The organism is Sphingobium sp. LF-16 (assembly GCF_003711185.1).
In the GTDB taxonomy this organism is placed as follows: Bacteria; Pseudomonadota; Alphaproteobacteria; order Sphingomonadales; family Sphingomonadaceae; genus Sphingobium; species Sphingobium yanoikuyae_A.
On sequence record NZ_CP029335.1, the window covers coordinates 4,555,097 to 4,572,548 of the forward strand.

Below are 17,452 nucleotides of genomic sequence, written 5' to 3' on the forward strand. Positions count from 1 at the left end.
TAGGTTCGATGTCGGTGGCTGACGGACGATATGATCTGCTCGAGACCATGGCCTTCGATCCGCATGAAGGCGTGCGTCTGCTGGAACTGCATCTTGGCCGGCTGAAGGACAGCGCGCAGGCGCTGGGTTTCGCCTTCGACCGCCACAGCGTGCGCAACGAGCTTCAGGCCGCAACCTTCCGCCTGCGCGAACTCAGCCGCGTGCGGTTGCTGGTGTCGCGCCAGGGCTCGGTGTCGATCGAGGTGCGCGAACATCGCACCTGGCCCAAGGCGATCATGCAGGTGAAGGTCGTGCCCCGGCTCGCCGCCGCCACGGATCCCCGGCTGGAGCACAAGACCACCGACCGCTCCCTCTATCGCGACGCGCTGCAGCGCGGCGGCACCTATGAGGTGCTGATGACCGATGAGCAGGGCTATCTGACCGAAGGCTGCTTCTCCTCCATCTTCGTCGAGCGGGGCGACAAGCTGGTGACGCCGCCGGCCTCGCGCGGGCTGCTGCGCGGAATCCTGCGCCAGAGCCTGCTCGACATGGGCGAGGCGGTGGAGGGGGATCTGCGCATCCATGATCTGGAACGCGGCTTCTTCATCGGCAATGCGTCGCGCGGGATGGTCGCGGCCTCGCTGGTCCGATAGTTTTCCTAGGACGCGCACAAGCCAATAACCGGCAACTGGCGGTTGCTCCGGCGTCCTTTGCGCACTAAGGACCGCCGCGTCTGCCTGCGCGGCAGGCAAGGAGATAATATTATTTTTTGTCGCGATGCCGTCGAACGCGGACGCTTTTGTCCGTCTGGGCATCGCTCTGGAGAAAGATCATTGCCATGAGCCAGACTTCCGCAGCCCTCGGTCGCATCCAGCCCTCCGCCACCCTGGCGATGAGCGCGCGCGTGAATGCCCTTAAAGCCGAAGGCGTGGACGTCATTGGTCTTTCGGCCGGCGAACCTGATTTCGACACGCCCGATTTCGTGAAAGAGGCGGGGATCGAGGCCATTCGCAAGAATCTGACCCGCTATACCGATGTCGACGGCACTGCCGACGTCAAGGAAGCCGTGGCCTTCAAGTTCAAGCGCGACAATGGCCTGATCTACAAGCGCAGCCAGATCAGCGTGAACTCGGGCGGCAAGCACACCCTGTTCAACGCGCTGGTCGCCACCGTCGACGTGGGCGATGAAGTCATCATCCCGGCACCCTATTGGGTCAGCTATCCCGACATCGTGAACTTTGCCGGCGGCACGCCGGTGTTCATCGAAGGCCCGGCCAGCCAGGGCTACAAGATCACCCCGGCCCAGCTCGACGCCGCGATCACCCCGCGCACCAAGTGGGTGATGCTCAATTCGCCGTCCAACCCGTCGGGCGCCGCCTATTCGGCGACCGAACTCAAGGCGCTGGGCGAGGTGCTGCTGCGTCACCCGCATGTGCTGGTGATGACCGACGACATGTATGAGCATGTCTGGTACGCGCCGACCCCCTTCGCCACCATCGCCCAGGTGTGCCCGGACCTTTATGACCGCACCCTGACGGTCAATGGCTGCTCCAAGGCCTTCTCGATGACCGGCTGGCGCATCGGTTTCGCCGGTGGCCCTGAATGGATCATCAAGGCCATGGGCAAGCTGCAGTCGCAGTCGACCAGCAACCCCTGCTCGATCAGCCAGGCCGCCGCCGTGGCCGCGCTGACCGGCCCGCAGGATTTCCTGGAAGAGCGCAATGCCGCCTTCAAGAAGCGCCGCGACATGGTCGTCGCCATGCTGAACGACGCGCCGGGCCTCGACTGCCCGACGCCTGAAGGCGCCTTCTATGTCTATCCCGACGCCAGCGGCGTGATCGGCAAGGTGACGCCCAAGGGCCAACTGATCGACAGCGACGAAGCGCTGATCGGCTATTTCCTCGACGAAGCGAAGGTCGCGGCCGTCCATGGCGCTGCCTTCGGCCTCTCGCCGGCCTTCCGCATCAGCTATGCGACCTCGGAAGAGGTGCTCAAGACCGCCTGCGTGCGCATCCAGGAAGCCTGCGCAGCGCTGAAATAAGCGCCGGCCGATGATCGTCGGCCTGCAATAAGCTCTTGAAAATCCGGTCGCGATACTGTCTATCGCGGCCGGATTTTTCCATTGTCTCAAAAAATGAAACGGTCTTTTTCGCACTGCAGCGTCTTGTGATTGACGCCGCAGGCGCTATATGCCCGTTGCGTAAAGAAACTTATGTGCGGTGGCATTTCGTCGCTCCGCTCCCGTCCTTGGTCGAAAGCCGCTGTCCGGCGCGATCATGTTCAGACAGGGGCAAGGCGCAATGTCCTACCGGGCGACGATCGCGAAGATATCGCGACAGAAAGGCTTGGCCATGTTGGCGTTTTTGAAATCCGAACTGTTCTTCCGCTTCCTGGGTGGCTTTGCCATCGGGGCGGTCGCAATGTTCGCGCTTCAGCCCAATAATGAGCCGCCGGCGCTGACCTCGACCGCGATCGCGTCGACCGCGACCCCTGTCGGCAGTGCGGCGTTCTAAGGGCCTTTTCCTACTCCCCCTTGCGGCGCTCGCCGCCGCGTCTTCCCCATTGCATGCCGAACCTGCCGTCCCCGCGCCGATTCCGGCGCTGGATGCGCAGCCGACCCGGTCGCTGGAAACCGCGATCTTCGCGGGCGGCTGCTATTGGGGTGTCGAGGGCGTCTTTTCCCATGTGAAGGGCGTCAGGCTCGTCGTGGCGGGGTTCGCCGGCGGCCCGCGCGACCGCAAGGTCGATTATGACATGGTCAGCGGCGGCGATACCGGCTTCGCCGAGTCGGTCCGGGTCACCTATGATCCGAAGATCGTCAGCTACGGCACGCTGCTGCGCATCTTCTTCTCGGTCATCACCGATCCCACCACGCTCAATTATCAGCGGCCCGACAGCGGCACCCAATATCGCAGCGCGCTCTTCCCGCTCAATCCAGAGCAGGACAAGGCAGCGAGCGCCTATCTCATACAGTTGCAGAAGGCCGAGCTGTGGCGCGACCCGATCGTGACCAAGGTGGAGCCCTTCACCGGCTTCCAGGATGCCGGAGCCGATCATCAGGACTTCATGGCCCGCTATCCCTATCATCCCTATATCCAGCGCTGGGACATGCCCAAGCTCAAGGCATTCCGCGCCATGTATCCCACGCTCTACCGCGCGGTCCCCGCCGCCTGATCGCGCCGATGCTGGCCGATGGCGGCGTGGCAGGCTAAGCCCCTTTCATCGCCGCAATGTCATCGCCGCCAAGGGAGCCTCCTCATGTCCGACATCACCGGTCTGCAAATTCTTTCGACCCTCGCGCCCGATGGCCGACTGACCGTATCGCTGGCAGAGCAGACCCTGCCAGCGCCGACCGGATCTCAGGTCGTGCTGCGGGTCGAGGCGGCGCCGATCAATCCATCCGATCTCGGGTTTCTGCTGGGGTCGGCCGATGTCGACCATGCCGAATATGGCGATGGCTATCTGGTGGCGCAGATGCCCGAGGCAGCGATGCGCGCCATGGCCTCGCGCCTGGGCGAAGCGATGCCGGTCGGCAATGAAGGGGCGGGCACGGTGATCGCAGCGGGCGAAGCGCCGGAGGCGCAAGCGCTGCTCGGCAAGCGCGTCACCTGTGTGCCGGGCGGCATGTATGCCCAATATCGGCTGGTCGATGCGCGCGCCTGCATGGTCTTGCCGGATGGCGCCACGGCGGAGCAGGGGGCATCGGCCTTCGTCAATCCGATGACTGCGCTCGGCTTTGTCGAAACCATGCGGGCAGAGGGGCACAAGGCGCTGGTCCATACTGCGGCGGCCTCCAACCTTGGCCAGATGCTCGTCAAAATCTGCCAGGCGGACGACATCCCGCTGGTCAATATCGTCCGCAGCCCGGCGCAGGTTGCGCTGCTGCGCGATCTGGGCGCGCGCCATGTGCTCGACAGCACGGCCGATGATTTTGCCGAACTGCTGGTCGCCGCTCTGAGCGAAACGGGGGCGACCATCGCCTTTGACGCGATTGGCGGCGGATCGCTGGTCAGCCGGATATTGGGCGCGATGGAACAGGTGGCGAGTGCGGGCGCTGCCTATAGCCGCTATGGCTCCGCCACCATGAAGCAGGCCTATATCTATGGCGCCCTAGACCTGTCGCCAACCCTGCTGACGCGCAGCTTCGGCTTCAGCTGGCGGGTCGGCGGCTGGCTGCTGACGCCTTTCCTGGCGCAGGCGGGGGCGGACACGGGGGAGCGGATGCGCGCCCGCGTCCGCGCCAATCTCACCGGCCTCTTCGCCAGCCACTATAAGGCGCGCCTGTCGCTCCGCGAGGCGCTGACGCGCGACGCGGTGCTGGCCTATAATGCCCGCCGCACCGGCGAGAAATATCTGATCGTGCCGAACGCCGCCTGAGCCCTTATATGAACCCATCAAGGAGTGACCTGCGCCAATGACCATTCGGGATGCCGGCCCGGCCGATGCGCCGGCCATCGCGGCCATCTATAATGACGCGGTCGTCAACACGACGGCGATCTGGAACGATCATCAGGTCGACGCTGCCAATCGCCGCGCCTGGCTGGCGGAGCGGCAGGGGCAGGGCTATCCGGTGCTGGTCGCGGTCGATGCGCTGGGCGACGTGTTTGGCTATGCCTCCTTTGGCGACTGGCGCGCCTGGGATGGCTATCGCAACACGGTCGAACATTCGGTCTATGTCCGCGCCGATCAGCGCGGGGCGGGAATCGGCAAGGCGCTGATGCTCGCCCTGATCGATCGCGCCCGCGCGATCGGCAAGCATGTCATGGTCGCCGGCATCGAGGCCGGCAATATCGGGTCGATCCGGTTGCACGAGCAACTGGGCTTCACCCAGGTCGGCCTGCTGCCGCAGGTCGGCATGAAATTTGGCCGGTGGCTTGACCTGGCCTTCCTGCAACTGGCGTTGGATGCACGCGCCACGCCCGACACGTCGTTGATCGACTAAGTCGCGCTCAAATGCGTATCGGGCGGAGTCTGTCGCCAGACCCCGCCCGATACGCATGTTCTTCAATGTCGCGGCGCCATTTATTTCGGCGAAAGAACCATCAGCATCTGGCGGCCTTCCATGCGCGGATAGGCTTCGACCTTGGCGATCTCGGCGACATTTTCCGCCACGCGCTGCAGCAGGTTCATGCCGAGCTGCTGGTGGCTGAGTTCGCGGCCGCGGAAGCGCAGGGTGATCTTCACCTTGTCGCCATCGCCGATGAAATCATGGACCTTCTTCATCTTCGTATCATAATCATGATCGTCGATGTTCGGACGCATCTTGATCTCTTTGAGTTCCTGCGTCTTCTGGGTCTTGCGGGCGATGTTCGCCTTCTTCTGGGCTTCGTACTTGAACTTGCCGATGTCCAGGAACTTACAGACTGGCGGATCGGCGTTGGGCGACACTTCGACCAGGTCCAGGCCAACGTCGGCGGCCTGCTCAATCGCCTCCTGCGTAAACATCACGCCCAAATTTTCGCCTTCGTCATCGATCACGCGCACCTTGGGCACGGTGATGAATTCGTTATACCGGGGGCCGGACTTCGGCGGCGGCGCCAGTGGGCGGCGCATCATCGGGGGACGTATAGCAGCTTCTCCTGAGTCTATTAAAACCGAGTGGCTCTTAGCGGCTTTTCTACAAAACCGAAAGGGGTGCGTGCCTCCGTCGTAACGGAATCACGCACCCTGTGGCATTGCTGCCTCAACCCATATCGGGTGCGCGACCTTCTTTTTCAAGGCGCGCAATCACTTCGCTCAGCGAAAGCATGGTCTGGCCATCCTTGCCCAGTTCGCGCAGCGCGACCGTGCCTTCTTCCGCCTCGCGCCGGCCGACGACCAGCAGGTTGGGCACCTTGCCCAGCGAATGTTCGCGTACCTTATAGTTGATCTTCTCGTTGCGCACGTCGGCTTCCGCGCGAATGCCAGCGGCGCGCAGCTTCTCGACCACGTCCAGTGCATACGTATCCGCATCCGACACGATCGTCGCGACCACCGCCTGCACCGGCGCCAGCCACAGCGGGAACTTGCCGGCATAATGTTCGATCAGGATGCCGATGAACCGCTCATAGCTGCCGAAGATCGCGCGGTGCAGCATCACCGGCCGATGACGCTCGCCATCCTCGGCAATGTAGGAAGCGTCCAGCCGCTCGGGCAGCACGCGGTCCGACTGGATCGTGCCGACCTGCCAGGTGCGGCCGATCGCGTCGGTCAGGTGCCATTCCAGCTTGGGCGCATAGAAGGCGCCTTCGCCGGGCAGTTCTTCCCAGCCATATTCGGGCGTGTTGAGGCCGGCGGCGGCGACCGCGTTGCGCAGTTCCTCTTCCGCCTTGTCCCACATTTCCTCGGTGCCGAAGCGCTTTTCCGGGCGCAGCGCCAGCTTGATCGAGTAGGTGAAGCCGAAATCCCGGTAGATCCGGTCGGCCAGCGCACAGAAGGCGCGCACTTCCTCGACGATCTGGTCCTCGCGGCAGAAGATATGGGCGTCGTCCTGGGTGAACTGGCGTACCCGCATCAGGCCATGCAGCGCGCCATGCGGCTCGTTGCGGTGGCAGCAGCCATTTTCGTAGAAGCGCAAGGGCAGGTCGCGATAGCTCTTGATCCCCTGCTTGAAGATCAGGATGTGCGCCGGGCAGTTCATCGGCTTCAGGGCCATCCAGTCGACATCGTCCGACACCAGCGGGCCTTCGTCCGCCACATTCGGCACTTCGTCGGGGATGACGAACATATTCTCGCGATATTTGCCCCAATGGCCGGACTGCTCCCACTGGCGCGCGTCCATCACCTGCGGGGTCTTCACCTCGCGATAGCCCGCATCGTCGATCGCGCGGCGCATATAGGCTTCCAGCTCGCGCCAGATCAGATAGCCCTTGGGGTGCCAGAAGACGCTGCCATGCGCTTCCTGCTGCAGGTGGAACAGGTCCATCTCCGCGCCCAGCTTGCGATGGTCGCGCTTGCCGGCCTCTTCCAGCCGCGTCAGATGCTCGTTGAGCTGCTTCTTGTTGAGCCAGCCGGTGCCATAGATGCGGCTCAGCATCGCGTTCTTCTGGTCGCCGCGCCAGTAAGCGCCCGACACGCGGGTCAGCTTGAACGCGGCCGGGTCCAGCTTGCCGGTGGAGGCCAGATGCGGGCCGCGGCACATGTCGTACCAGCCGTCACCACTATGATAGACGGTCAGTTCCTCGCCCTGCGGCAGCTCGGCGGCCCATTGCGCCTTGAACGTCTCGCCGGCCGCTTCCCACTGGGCGATCAGCGTGTCGCGGGCGATGACTTCGCGGCGCAGCGGCTTGTTGGCGGCGATGATCTTGCGCATCTCCGCCTCGATCGCGGGCAGGTCTTCCTCGGCAAAGGGGCGATCCTTGGGCGCGAAGTCATAATAGAAACCATCGTCGGTCGCCGGGCCGAAGGTGATCTGCGTGCCGGGGAACAGCGCCTGCACCGCTTCGGCCAGCACATGGGCGAAATCGTGGCGCGCCAGTTCCAGCGCGTCGGCCTCGTCCTTCGCCGTCACCAGCGCCAGCTGCGAATCCTGTTCCAGCGGGCGCATGATGTCGCGCAACTCGCCGTCGACCTTCGCAGCGATCGCCGCCTTGGCCAGGCCCGGCCCGATCGCCGCTGCAATATCCGCCGGGGTAGTGCCGGGCGCGACTTCACGCACGGAACCATCGGGCAGGGTGATCTTGAGCATGGCGGACACGGGGGGTCTTTCTGTGAAATGTTCAGGTTGCACGGCCCAAAAAGCCGCGCCTTCCCCATAAATGGGCGGTCTGCCCTGTCAATAGAAGCCCTCTTGCCAAGAGTCACCCATGGGCGCATGTTTTATGTGCTGATATATCATTATCAGCGCAGGAGGGACTTATGGCTTTGAGCTTTGCAAAATCCCGTGGCGCGCAGGATGACGCGCCGATGGGCGAGATGAACACGACGCCGCTGATCGACGTCATGCTCGTGCTGCTGATCATGTTCATCATCACCATCCCGATCCAGACCCACAGCGTGGGTATCAACCTGCCCCAGGCGCCGGTCGATACCAGCCTGCCCCAACCCGATCCGATCAAGAACAAGGTGACGATCGACGCATCGGGCGTGGTCCGCTGGAACGGCAATGCGGTCGATGCCCTGACGCTGCGCCGCTATCTCGCTCAGACGCTCGCCATGCCGGTCGAACCGGAACTGCAATTCCAGCCCGACGCCGCCGCCCGCTATCTGGTGGTCGACCAGACCCTGGCCGACATCCGCCGTTCCGGCGTCACCAAGCTCGGCTTTGTCGGCAATGAGCGCTATGGCCAGTTCTGACAAGGATACGCGATAAAATGTAAAGGTAAGTTGACTCGTTGCTTCCTGTTTCTGTAAAGGACGCTTGACCCTTTCAGAGCAGGAGGCACGAGTCATGATCGCCCCGGAACCCATTCACCCCTTTCCCTGGCGCATCTGCGCTGCCGCCGCGCTGTTCACGGTGCTGATGGTGGCCGCTGCCGTCGCCGCCAACATCTTCACCATCAGCGGCAACGGCAAATTGCCGCTGATGGTGCCGGGCCTGCTGGCGCTGGGCTGGCTGATCTGGGAAGCGATGCGGCTGGCGCGCGGCGTGCCCGGATCGGCGATCGCCCGCTATATCGGCCGGGTCGTGCCGCTGATGATCGCCAATATCGTCACCGTGGTCGCGGCCATCACCATCCAGCGCGAATGGCATCCGGCGGGCGTCCTGGCCGTGCTCGTCGCCTTGCTGCCGGCGCCGCCGCTGATCGGCTTCATCTGGGCGATGGGACGCCTTCTGGTGGAGGAGAGCGACGAATATCTGCGTATGGTCCATGCCCGGCGCGCGCTGATCGCGGCCGGTTTCATGCTGGTGATCACCACTGTCTGGGGCCTGCTCGAAGGTTCCGGCCTTGCCCCCCATGCGCCCGCCTATGCCGCCTTCATCCTGTGGAATTTGGGCCTGTTGCTGGCGCCGATCCTGCCCGGCGGCCGCGCATGAAGAACCGGCTCAAGATATTGCGGGCGGAGCGCGACTGGAACCAGAGCGATCTCGCCGCCCAGCTCGGCATCTCGCGCCAGAGCGTCAACGCGATCGAGACGGGCAAATATGACCCCTCGCTCCCGCTCGCCTTCCGCATCGCCGACCTGTTCGGTTTGAAGATCGAGGATATCTTCCTGCGCGACTGATTCAGGCGATCAGCAGCCGGGCTTCTGAGTCCATCTGTTGCAGGAAGGAGAGTGGGCCGCCGACCTCTACACCTTTGGGCAGGCTGTCGGCGGACAGCCCAGATAGTGCAAGGCCGCTCTGGCAGGCGATCATGGCGACGTCCATGTCCAGCGCTTCGTTCACCAATTCGGAGAGCGTAGGCAAGCCTGCCGCGTGGTGCGCATCATCCTGTGGTGCAGCCATTGGACGTGCTAATAGGCCCACGGCATCCAGTTGCAGGAACAGGCTGGCCTCGCCGCCCAATGCCGCCTGCGCCGTGGCCAGCACCAATGCGCCACGCAGCCGCTCCGCATCGGCCGTCATGACGACGATCCTCAGGGCGCGCACAGTTCCGCCGCACAGCCGGGGCAGGCCGGATCCTTGGGCACGCCCAGCGTGCGGAAACGCATCGCCAGCAGGTCCGCGATCAGCAACTGCCCCGCCATGTCGGTGCCGAACGGCACCAGCGCCCGGATCACCTCCAGCGCGGCCAGACTGCCCATCACCCCGGTCAGCGCGCCGATCACACCGGTTTCCGAACAATTGCGCTCGGGCGCATCGACCGGGCTGCCGACCAGGCAGCGATAACAGGGCTTGTCCGTCTCCCAGCCGCGATAGGTGGCGAGCTGCCCCTCGAACGGGCCGACCGCCGCCGACACCAGCGGCATGCGCAGCGCTTGCGCGGCATCGGCGACCACCAGCCGGGTGGCGAAACTGTCGCACCCGTCCAGCACGACATCGGCCTCGCGCAGCAGCATGGCGGCATTGTCCGCGTCGATCCGCGCATTGATCGGGATCAGCTTGATGTCGGGATTGATCCGGGCGACCGCCGCCATCGCCGCTTCCGCCTTGGGCGTGCCGATCTCGGCGGTGCCGAACAGCACCTGCCGCTGCAGATTGGACAGGGCGACGGCGTCATCGTCGATCACCCGGATCGTGCCGACGCCGGCGGCCGCCAGATAAAGAATGGCCGGGCTACCGATGCCGCCCGCGCCGATCACCGCCACATCGGCCGACAGCAGCCGCGCCTGGCCGGCGCCGCCAATTTCCTTCAGCACGATATGGCGCGCATAGCGCTCCAGTTGATCGTCGGTCAGCGTCACGAGGCGTCCGACCAGAGGAAGCGCACCTGCGAGCGCATCCAGACCGGTTCGTCGGTGCCGGTCTTGGGGAAGCTGCCCTTGAGCGTGCCGAGGATGCGCTTGCTCACGAATGTTTCGACATCCGGGCAGCGGACATTGACCGGCGCGATCTTCAGCGGCCGGCCCTGACCGTCGAGCAGGAACAGCACATCCAGTTCCAGCAGTTGCGAGCCTTCATAATTGACCGCGCCGCTGCACGATGCCTTGCGGTAGAGAGTGTGAACATTCTCCGACCATTTGGGCGACACCTTGCGACCCTGCCAGCCCTCGATCACCGGCACTTCGCTCAGATCCTGGGGCATGGCGGGCAGCGCCTGCGGTGTGGCGGCGGCAAGCATCAGCGAAAGCAGCGGGGTCATCATGATGGTCATACTCCCGTAGAACCGAAGCCGCCCATTCCGCGGACGGTATCGTCGAGCATATCGACCTCGACGAAGCTCGCAAGCTGAACCGGCGCAACCACCAGTTGTGCGATGCGATCGCCCCGCTTGATCGGGAAGGGATCGGCGCCATGGTTGATCAGCAGCACCTTGAGTTCACCGCGATAATCGGCGTCGATCGTGCCGGGAGCGTTGGGCAGGGTGATGCCATGCTTGAGCGCCAGGCCGGACCGCGGCCGCACCTGAATCTCATAGCCTTCGGGAATCGCCAGCGCGAAACCGGTCGCGACCGGATGGCGATCGCCGGGGTTGAGGGTGATCTCCTCGGCCGACACCACGTCCATGCCGGCGGCATGTGCGGTCGCATAGGCGGGGACGGGCAGGCCCTCGCCATTGGGCAGGCGCATGAGTTGAATATCAATCGGCGGCAGCGGAGAGGGCATTGGCAACCTTTTCGATGAGTTTGGTGGCGACATCGCTCTTGGCCATGGCGGCCCAGCTTTCGATGCCGGTGGATGTGACGATCTGGACGCTGTTGCTGTCGCCGCCCATGACGTCGCCCGACACATCATTGGCGACGATCCAGTCGGCGCCCTTGCGGGCCAGCTTGGCCTGCGCATGTTCGGCGATCTTCTGCGTCTCGGCGGCAAAGCCGATCAGCAGGCGGGGGCGGCGGGCATGATGGCCCAGCGTCGCCAATATGTCGGGATTCTCGACCAGGGCGAGCGGCGCGGGCTGGCCGGAGCCATCCTTCTTCAGTTTCTGCTCGGCCGCGTCGGCGGTGCGCCAGTCGGCAACGGCCGCGACCATGATCGCGGCATCGGCGGGCAGCGCGCCCTCGACCGCCGCCAGCATCTCGCGCGCGGTCTCGACATCGATGCGGGTGACCCTGGCAGGTGTTGGCAGATGGACTGGGCCGGCCACCAAAGTCACCTTCGCCCCAGCGCGGGCGGCAGCGGCGGCGATGGCAAAGCCCTGCTTGCCCGAAGACCGATTGGCGATGTAGCGCACCGGATCGATCGGCTCATGCGTCGGCCCGGCAGTCACCAATATATGGCGCCCGGCCAGCGGCTCATCCGCGCCCGCGAAATCAGGTTGGCCCGCCAGCGGATCGGGCAGGGGGGCGGCGGCCAGAAGGCGCCCGATCTCCGCTGCGATCGCTTCGGGCTCGGGCAGCCGGCCCTTGCCATATTCGCCGCAGGCCATCTCGCCATCGTCGGGCGTCATGATGCGGACGCCATCGGCATGGAGCTGCGCCAAGTTCCGCTGCGTCGCCTTGTGGTGCCACATGCGCACATTCATCGCCGGCACTGCCAGCACCGGCTTGTCGGTGGCAAGCAGGATGGTGGTGGCCAGATCATCGGCGATGCCCGCCGCCATCTTGGCGAGGATATTGGCGGTGGCCGGTGCGACGACGATCAGGTCTGCCTGCCGCGACAGCTGGATATGGCCGATCTCGCGCTCTTCCTTGAGGTCGAACATGTCGCCATAGACATGATCCTCGGTCAGCACGCCCAGGCTCAGCGGCGTGACGAACTGCTGCGCGCTTTCGGTCAGCACCGCCCGCACGGCGATGCCGCGCCGGCGCAACTGGCGCACCAGTTCCAGCGACTTATAGGCCGCAATGCCGCCGGAGACGATGAGAAGGACACGCTGGGTCATATGTCTTCCTTGCCCGTTGGCCGCGCATGAATCAATCGTCGCACCGGCCGGCATTCATGATAGGATGCGTCTTCCATTTTCGTCTCTGGGGGCTGGGATGATGGGCGGACGGCTGTTGACGATGGCGGTGATGCTGGGGCTGGCGGGTTGCAACAGCGCGCCGATGCAGGGCGAGAGCGCATCGTCCGATGTCGAAAATGCGGCGGCCCCCATGCCCGGAGCGATCCCCGAAGATGCGCTCGACAATGCGATGAACGCGGCCGACATCATGCCCGGCAATGCCGTCAGTCCGGATACTGGCGGCCCCGTTTATGGCGGCGGATCGGTTGAGCCGGGCAATGCGGCTGGTGGTACGGCGGATGATCCCTGGTGCCCCGCCGCGCGCGCAGCCATGCCAGCCGCGCGCTGCGCGGCACTCGCCGCCCAGCGTGATTCGTTGGAGCAAGGGGTTGCCGCCTTCAATCCACCGCGCATGATGATGCGCGGTGCTGCCACCCGAGTCGTGCTGGCCATAGGCGCGCAGGCTGAACGGAGCGAGACGATACGCGCTGCCGGCGGCCGTCCGGCCGATGTTCAGGTGTCCCCGATCCGTATCGGTCGCTACATGCGCGCCGCGCTTAGCGGCAGCGCCTTTGATATCGTGCCGATCGGCGATCCTCAGCGCGATCTGGGGATGAGCGGCAGCGAACAATGGGAATGGGATGTCACCCCGACCCGCGCGGGCGATCAGACATTGCAGGTTCGGATCGAGACTTTCGCCCAGGATGGGGAGGGCCATGCGACCCGGCTCAAACTCTATCAGAGCGCGCCGATCGCAGTCAGCGTCCATGTCACCGACCGGGAAGTCCGGGCCGAGAAGATTCAGACCGCCAAGGACGATATCAAGGATACGACTGGCCTGCTCGAAAGCCTGCGCGGATGGCTGTTGGCGCTAGCAGGCGTCATTGTTGCGGCTTCGCTGGTGGTGTGGCGTATGCGCGGCTTTGGCAAGAGGCCGGACGACGACAAGAATGATCCGTCCGGCTCTTAACCCTGTGACTTCATAGGAAAGTCGTGGCCGCGGCCATCGCCCCGGCGCCGATCGCCGCGGCCAGCAGCGCGATCAGCCCATAGCGCCAGCCGCCGCCCACCTGGATCAACTTTACGTCGCCCAGCGGGAGCGGTGGCGGGGCACCGCCCTTTTCGGGGAAGGCATCCTCGATCCGGCGGACCAGTGCTGGCAGCCGCTGGATCAGGCGCCAATTCTCGATCAGCGCATCGGCCGCCTTGGCTTCCGGCCCCAATTCGGTGCGCAGCCATTCCTTCACATAGGGGCCGCTCGTCTCCCACATGTTGATTTCGGGATCGAGCTGATGCGCGACGCCCTCGACCATCACCATCGTCTTCTGCAGCAGCAGCAGATGCGGCTGGGTCTGCATGTCGAAATCGCGGGTGATGGCGAACAGGCCGTCCAGCATGCCGCCGACCGACAGTTCGCTGGCCGGCTTGCCGCGCATCGGCTCGCCCACGGCGCGCAAGGCGGTGGCGAACTCGTCGACATTATGATGGCCGGGCACATATTGCGCCTCGAAATGGATTTCGGCGACGCGTTTGTAGTTGCCGGTGATCAGGCCATAGAGAATCTCGGCCAGCCACATGCGCGCGCGCCGATCGATCCGCCCCATGATGCCGAAATCGATCGCGACGATGTCGCCATTGCCCTTCACGAACAAATTGCCCTGATGCATGTCCGCGTGGAAGAAACCCTCGGCGATCGCCTGGCGCAGGAAGGCGTTGACCAGCCGCGCGGCGATGTCCTTGAGGTCATGGCCGGCGGCGATCAGCGCATCGCGATCGGAGATCTTGATGCCGTCGATCCACTCCATCGTCATGACCTTGCCGGTCGTGCGATCCCAGTCGATGGCGGGAATGCGATAGCCCGGCATCGCTTCCATCGCCTCGGCCAGTTCCGATGCCGATGCCGCCTCGCGCCGCAGGTCCAGCTCCCGCGCGGTCCAGCGCTTCATATTGGCGATCACCAGACGCGGACGCAGGCGGGCCACTTCGCCGCCCAGCATCTCGACATGGGCGGCGGCCCATTCATAGGTCTGGATGTCGCGGTTGAACTGATCGATCACGCCGGGGCGGATCACCTTGACCGCCACGTCGCGGCCATCGGTGGTGACGGCGCGATGCACCTGTGCGATCGATGCGGCGCCGACCGGTGTCTCGTCGAAGTGGGCATAGACCTGCTCCAGCGGCCGGCCGAAGCTCTGCTCGATCTGGGCGCGGATCGTCTCGAACGGCACCGGGGGCAGGGCGTCCTGTAAGCGCAGCAGGTCGTTCGCCGCCTCCTCGCCGACCAGGTCGGGGCGGGTCGCCAGCGTCTGGCCCAGCTTGATCGCGGCCGGGCCGATCGACTGGAACGCGTCGGCATAGCGTGGCTGCTTGGGCACGCGCGCGCCGAAGCGGGCCAGGCGGACCAGCCGGCGCACCGGCGTCGGCGTCAGCGGATCGCGTTCTATGCCAGTGAGGGCGCCATGGCGTGCAAGTGTCCGGCCCCATTTCAGGAGCCGCCAGATATGAGTCGCGTGGGTGGTCATGCGGGCGTCAGATCTTCCAGCCCGAATGAATCGCCACCAGTCCGCCCAGGATCGGCTCGACCTTGGTGTTCACGAAGCCGGCATCGCGGATCATGCCCTCGAACTTGGGCATGGGCGGGAAGCGGCGGATCGATTCGATCAGATAGCGATAGCTGTCGGCATCATTGGCGAACAGCTTGCCCAACTGCGGCACCAGCTTGTGCGAATAGCTGTCATAGACATCGGAAAAGCCCGGCCAGGTGGTGGTCGAAAATTCCAGGCAGAAGAAACGGCCGCCAAACTTCAGCACGCGGTGCGCCTCACGCAGCGCCATGTCGATATGGGTGACGTTCCGGATGCCGAAGGCGATCGTATAGGCGTCGAACTCCCGGTCGCCAAAGGTCAGCGTTTCGGCATTCTGCTCCGACCAGATCAGGCCCTCATAGCCCTTCTTCTGTGCCCGTTCGACGCCCACGGCCAGCATCTCGGGGTTGATGTCGGACACGGTGATATGCGCGCCCAGCTTGTGCATGCGAAAGGCGATGTCACCGGTGCCGCCGGCCATGTCCAATATCTGTTCGCCCGGCTGCGGCTTCACGCGCTTGACGAACTGATCCTTCCACAACCGATGGGCGCCGCCCGACATGGCGTCGTTCATCAGGTCATATTTGGCGGCGACATTGGAAAATACGGCGCGGACCATGCCGGCCTTCTCGGCGGCATCGACGTCGCGATAGCCGAAGGATGCTGTTTCGCTCATGCGGTTCGCTCTAGAGCCTGATCGTGCCAGATGGAAGCGCTATGCGCGCTTACGCGATGCGGCGAATCCCGCTCTTGTATGATTGCGCAGTTTCAGCGCCAATCCGGCGCGAAGGCATGGGTTGGGAGTTGGGCGTAAACGCCCCTGTCGCTCCGCTATCCGGCATCCTACATAGGGACCATGCCAGAGCTTCCCGAAGTCGAAACCACCGTTTCCGGCCTGCGATCCGTCCTGCAGGGCGCGACCCTCACACGGGTCGAGCCACGCCGCGCCGATCTGCGCTTCCCGATTCCGGTGGACCTGCGTCAGCGTATGACCGGCGCCACCGTCACGGGACTGTCGCGCCGGGCCAAATATGGCCTCATCGAAACCGATCGCGGCGACATGATGATTTTCCACCTCGGCATGTCGGGGCGATGGCGAATCGATCCGGCGGAAATCGGGGCGCATGACCATCTGTTGCTGGAGACGGGCAACGGGCATCTTCTCTCGCTCAACGACCCGCGCCGCTTCGGCTCGCTGGATCTGGTGCGCAGTGACGCCTGGCAGGGCTATGCCCCCTTCACCCGCATGGGGCCGGAGCCATTGGGGCCGGATTTCGACGCGGCCTATCTGGCGAAGGTGCTGGATGGCAAGGCGACGTCGATCAAGGCGGCGCTGCTCGACCAGCGCATCGTCGCGGGGCTGGGCAATATCTATGTATGCGAAGCGCTGAACATGGCGGGCATCGCCCCGACTCGAGCGGCAGGGCGCATATCGAAGCCCCGACTCACTTTGCTGGTAGAAGCGATTCGTACCGTTCTGTCCGCCGCCATCGTCGCCGGCGGTTCCACCCTGCGCGATTATGCGCGGCCGGATGGCGAATTGGGCTATTTCTCCAATCAATGGCGAGTCTATGGGCGCGAAGGGCAGATTTGTCCCTGTGGCGGCACCGTGCAACGCCGAGTCGATGGGGGGCGATCGACCTTCCATTGCCCCAAATGCCAGAAATAGCGGGGGGCTCGCTGGTTGACGACACCCCGGAACAGCTGTAAGGGGCGCACCTTCACGAGGCTGGTTGGCGAATCCGACGGGCCTCTTCCCGAGATTTGATGAGAACCGAGGAATAGAATGGCCAATACGCCGCAAGCCAAGAAGCGCATCCGTCGCAATGAGCGTCGCGCCGCGATCAATGGCGCCCGCATCAGCCGGATCCGCACCCTGGTGAAGAAGGTGGAAGCCGCCATCCTCGCCGGTGACAAGGATGCTGCTGCGACCGCGCTTCAGACTGTCCAGCCCGAACTGGCCCGCGGCGTTGCCCGTGGCGTTTTGCACAAGAACACCGCCGCTCGTAAGTTCGGTCGCCTGACCAAGGCCGTCGGCGCGATCGCCTAAGCCTTACGTTAAGCTACCCGCTTATCTGAAAAGCCCGCTCCGGATCGCCGGAGCGGGCTTTTTCTGCTGGAGTCACGGAATAGTCATTTCCCTGACCCGCGAATTTCTCACGATTCGAGCCGGATCGTCAGAATCGCTGCCAAGTAATTCACTGAAAAATAGCCATAATTTGTGAATCTGCAGTTTTCCGCGGGATTCCCGAGTCAACGTCTTTATTTCAGTTTTTTGAAGCGACCCGCCCTTGATCCGGCGAAGCGGCCCTGTCTATTTTGATCCTCCGGCCGCTGATCGAATCACTTCCTGGCGGTCGTCATAATGTCAGTCGATGTATCAGACTCGGAAAGGCGGGGGCGCTTTTCCGAACCATCTTGTTGCGTCCGATAGTCGTGCCCTCAGGGGCATTTTTGTTGGTATTTTGGGGGCAGCATTCA

General features: G+C 64.2%; 21 protein-coding genes. 12 read left to right on the plus strand and 9 right to left on the minus strand.

Going from position 1 to position 17,452, the window contains the following annotated elements; all coding sequences use genetic code 11:
* Nucleotides 1-8: 8 nt before the first annotated feature.
* The 6 genes from DIZ22_RS21470 to DIZ22_RS21495 all read left to right on the plus strand — a co-directional run bounded on the left by DIZ22_RS21470 (nt 9) and on the right by DIZ22_RS21495 (nt 4,921).
* On the plus strand, nt 9-632 hold the full coding sequence (locus DIZ22_RS21470) for an aminotransferase class IV (RefSeq protein WP_004210299.1): 624 nt from the start codon (nt 9-11) through the stop codon (nt 630-632).
* Between the two features lie 185 nt (nt 633-817).
* Nucleotides 818-2,020 (plus strand): pyridoxal phosphate-dependent aminotransferase, encoded by a 1,203-nt coding sequence (locus DIZ22_RS21475; protein ID WP_037515969.1) that lies wholly within the window; start codon nt 818-820, stop codon nt 2,018-2,020.
* Between the two features lie 310 nt (nt 2,021-2,330).
* Nucleotides 2,331-2,492, plus strand: coding sequence for a hypothetical protein (locus DIZ22_RS21480; RefSeq protein WP_199909680.1), 162 nt, complete (start codon nt 2,331-2,333; stop codon nt 2,490-2,492).
* Nucleotides 2,479-3,153 carry a peptide-methionine (S)-S-oxide reductase MsrA gene (gene msrA, locus DIZ22_RS21485; protein ID WP_122928734.1) on the plus strand — a complete coding sequence of 225 codons (675 nt, stop codon included), beginning with the start codon at nt 2,479-2,481 and terminating at the stop codon, nt 3,151-3,153. The genes DIZ22_RS21480 and msrA overlap by 14 nt, the downstream gene beginning before the upstream one ends.
* Before the next feature lie 84 nt (nt 3,154-3,237).
* On the plus strand, nt 3,238-4,356 hold the full coding sequence (locus DIZ22_RS21490; protein ID WP_122928736.1) for a zinc-binding dehydrogenase: 1,119 nt from the start codon (nt 3,238-3,240) through the stop codon (nt 4,354-4,356).
* Nucleotides 4,357-4,393: 37 nt separating this feature from the next.
* Nucleotides 4,394-4,921, plus strand: a complete 528-nt coding sequence (locus tag DIZ22_RS21495) for a GNAT family N-acetyltransferase (protein WP_122928739.1) — start codon at nt 4,394-4,396, stop codon at nt 4,919-4,921.
* Nucleotides 4,922-5,001: 80 nt separating this feature from the next.
* On the opposite strand, the gene infC is transcribed toward DIZ22_RS21495, so the two are convergent.
* Together infC and thrS are read right to left on the minus strand one after the other, a co-directional pair.
* Entirely contained in the window at nt 5,002-5,535 is a 534-nt protein-coding gene (gene infC, locus DIZ22_RS21500; protein WP_029547879.1) for a translation initiation factor IF-3, read from the minus strand.
* A 127-nt stretch (nt 5,536-5,662) separates the two neighbouring features.
* The gene (gene thrS, locus DIZ22_RS21505; protein ID WP_048936399.1) at nt 5,663-7,645 is read right to left on the minus strand and encodes a threonine--tRNA ligase; all 1,983 of its coding nucleotides are present in this window, start codon (nt 7,643-7,645) and stop codon (nt 5,663-5,665) included.
* A 170-nt stretch (nt 7,646-7,815) separates the two neighbouring features.
* Between thrS and DIZ22_RS21510 the strand changes: the two genes are divergently transcribed.
* From DIZ22_RS21510 to DIZ22_RS21520, 3 genes are all read left to right on the plus strand, one after another.
* Nucleotides 7,816-8,253: a biopolymer transporter ExbD gene (locus DIZ22_RS21510; protein ID WP_048936400.1), complete on the plus strand. Its 438-nt coding sequence runs from the start codon at nt 7,816-7,818 to the stop codon at nt 8,251-8,253.
* A gap of 94 nt (nt 8,254-8,347) precedes the next feature.
* Nucleotides 8,348-8,935 (plus strand): hypothetical protein, encoded by a 588-nt coding sequence (locus DIZ22_RS21515; RefSeq protein ID WP_048936401.1) that lies wholly within the window; start codon nt 8,348-8,350, stop codon nt 8,933-8,935.
* Entirely contained in the window at nt 8,932-9,123 is a 192-nt protein-coding gene (locus tag DIZ22_RS21520; RefSeq protein ID WP_004208912.1) for a helix-turn-helix transcriptional regulator, read from the plus strand. Before DIZ22_RS21515 ends, DIZ22_RS21520 begins: the two co-directional genes overlap by 4 nt.
* Nucleotide 9,124: 1 nt before the next feature.
* Here the strand turns inward: DIZ22_RS21520 and DIZ22_RS21525 are convergent, their stop codons facing one another.
* From DIZ22_RS21525 to coaBC, 5 genes are read right to left on the minus strand one after another with little or no spacing between them, the layout of a single operon-like run.
* A complete protein-coding gene (locus DIZ22_RS21525) occupies nt 9,125-9,490 on the minus strand; it encodes a DsrE/DsrF/DrsH-like family protein (RefSeq protein WP_170978397.1) in 366 nt (121 codons plus the stop codon).
* Nucleotides 9,478-10,245, minus strand: a complete 768-nt coding sequence (locus DIZ22_RS21530) for a HesA/MoeB/ThiF family protein (RefSeq protein WP_048936402.1) — start codon at nt 10,243-10,245, stop codon at nt 9,478-9,480. The genes DIZ22_RS21525 and DIZ22_RS21530 overlap by 13 nt, the downstream gene beginning before the upstream one ends.
* Entirely contained in the window at nt 10,242-10,646 is a 405-nt protein-coding gene (locus DIZ22_RS21535) for a hypothetical protein (RefSeq protein ID WP_048936461.1), read from the minus strand. Before DIZ22_RS21535 ends, DIZ22_RS21530 begins: the two co-directional genes overlap by 4 nt.
* Before the next feature lie 5 nt (nt 10,647-10,651).
* Nucleotides 10,652-11,107: a dUTP diphosphatase gene (gene dut / locus DIZ22_RS21540; RefSeq protein ID WP_048936403.1), complete on the minus strand. Its 456-nt coding sequence runs from the start codon at nt 11,105-11,107 to the stop codon at nt 10,652-10,654.
* Nucleotides 11,082-12,326: a bifunctional phosphopantothenoylcysteine decarboxylase/phosphopantothenate--cysteine ligase CoaBC gene (coaBC, locus tag DIZ22_RS21545; RefSeq protein WP_048936404.1), complete on the minus strand. Its 1,245-nt coding sequence runs from the start codon at nt 12,324-12,326 to the stop codon at nt 11,082-11,084. The genes dut and coaBC overlap by 26 nt, the downstream gene beginning before the upstream one ends.
* A 97-nt stretch (nt 12,327-12,423) precedes the next feature.
* Here coaBC and DIZ22_RS21550 point away from each other — a divergent pair, with 97 nt between their 5' ends.
* Nucleotides 12,424-13,356: a hypothetical protein gene (locus tag DIZ22_RS21550; protein ID WP_048936405.1), complete on the plus strand. Its 933-nt coding sequence runs from the start codon at nt 12,424-12,426 to the stop codon at nt 13,354-13,356.
* A 10-nt stretch (nt 13,357-13,366) separates the two neighbouring features.
* Here DIZ22_RS21550 and ubiB read toward each other — a convergent pair whose 3' ends face one another.
* Nucleotides 13,367-14,908 (minus strand): 2-polyprenylphenol 6-hydroxylase, encoded by a 1,542-nt coding sequence (ubiB, locus tag DIZ22_RS21555; RefSeq protein WP_048936406.1) that lies wholly within the window; start codon nt 14,906-14,908, stop codon nt 13,367-13,369.
* A 7-nt stretch (nt 14,909-14,915) separates the two neighbouring features.
* Nucleotides 14,916-15,647 carry a class I SAM-dependent methyltransferase gene (locus tag DIZ22_RS21560; protein WP_010335632.1) on the minus strand — a complete coding sequence of 244 codons (732 nt, stop codon included), beginning with the start codon at nt 15,645-15,647 and terminating at the stop codon, nt 14,916-14,918.
* 180 nt (nt 15,648-15,827) lie between these two features.
* On the opposite strand from DIZ22_RS21560, the gene mutM reads away from it, so the two are divergent.
* Nucleotides 15,828-16,640 carry a bifunctional DNA-formamidopyrimidine glycosylase/DNA-(apurinic or apyrimidinic site) lyase gene (gene mutM / locus DIZ22_RS21565; protein WP_010335634.1) on the plus strand — a complete coding sequence of 271 codons (813 nt, stop codon included), beginning with the start codon at nt 15,828-15,830 and terminating at the stop codon, nt 16,638-16,640.
* A 117-nt stretch (nt 16,641-16,757) separates the two neighbouring features.
* Nucleotides 16,758-17,021: a 30S ribosomal protein S20 gene (gene rpsT / locus DIZ22_RS21570; protein ID WP_010335635.1), complete on the plus strand. Its 264-nt coding sequence runs from the start codon at nt 16,758-16,760 to the stop codon at nt 17,019-17,021.
* Nucleotides 17,022-17,452: the final 431 nt, after the last annotated feature.

Coding starts and splice junctions, on each gene's coding strand:
- DIZ22_RS21470 (WP_004210299.1), top strand. CDS start 9: ATGTCGGTGGCTGACGGACGATATGATCTGCTCGAGACCATGGCCTTC.
- DIZ22_RS21475 (WP_037515969.1), top strand. CDS start 818: ATGAGCCAGACTTCCGCAGCCCTCGGTCGCATCCAGCCCTCCGCCACC.
- DIZ22_RS21480 (WP_199909680.1), top strand. CDS start 2,331: ATGTTGGCGTTTTTGAAATCCGAACTGTTCTTCCGCTTCCTGGGTGGC.
- DIZ22_RS21490 (WP_122928736.1), top strand. CDS start 3,238: ATGTCCGACATCACCGGTCTGCAAATTCTTTCGACCCTCGCGCCCGAT.
- DIZ22_RS21495 (WP_122928739.1), top strand. CDS start 4,394: ATGACCATTCGGGATGCCGGCCCGGCCGATGCGCCGGCCATCGCGGCC.
- infC (WP_029547879.1), bottom strand. CDS start 5,535: ATGATGCGCCGCCCACTGGCGCCGCCGCCGAAGTCCGGCCCCCGGTAT.
- thrS (WP_048936399.1), bottom strand. CDS start 7,645: ATGCTCAAGATCACCCTGCCCGATGGTTCCGTGCGTGAAGTCGCGCCC.
- DIZ22_RS21510 (WP_048936400.1), top strand. CDS start 7,816: ATGGCTTTGAGCTTTGCAAAATCCCGTGGCGCGCAGGATGACGCGCCG.
- DIZ22_RS21515 (WP_048936401.1), top strand. CDS start 8,348: ATGATCGCCCCGGAACCCATTCACCCCTTTCCCTGGCGCATCTGCGCT.
- DIZ22_RS21520 (WP_004208912.1), top strand. CDS start 8,932: ATGAAGAACCGGCTCAAGATATTGCGGGCGGAGCGCGACTGGAACCAG.
- DIZ22_RS21535 (WP_048936461.1), bottom strand. CDS start 10,646: ATGATGACCCCGCTGCTTTCGCTGATGCTTGCCGCCGCCACACCGCAG.
- dut (WP_048936403.1), bottom strand. CDS start 11,107: ATGCCCTCTCCGCTGCCGCCGATTGATATTCAACTCATGCGCCTGCCC.
- coaBC (WP_048936404.1), bottom strand. CDS start 12,326: ATGACCCAGCGTGTCCTTCTCATCGTCTCCGGCGGCATTGCGGCCTAT.
- DIZ22_RS21550 (WP_048936405.1), top strand. CDS start 12,424: ATGATGGGCGGACGGCTGTTGACGATGGCGGTGATGCTGGGGCTGGCG.
- ubiB (WP_048936406.1), bottom strand. CDS start 14,908: ATGACCACCCACGCGACTCATATCTGGCGGCTCCTGAAATGGGGCCGG.
- DIZ22_RS21560 (WP_010335632.1), bottom strand. CDS start 15,647: ATGAGCGAAACAGCATCCTTCGGCTATCGCGACGTCGATGCCGCCGAG.
- mutM (WP_010335634.1), top strand. CDS start 15,828: ATGCCAGAGCTTCCCGAAGTCGAAACCACCGTTTCCGGCCTGCGATCC.
- rpsT (WP_010335635.1), top strand. CDS start 16,758: ATGGCCAATACGCCGCAAGCCAAGAAGCGCATCCGTCGCAATGAGCGT.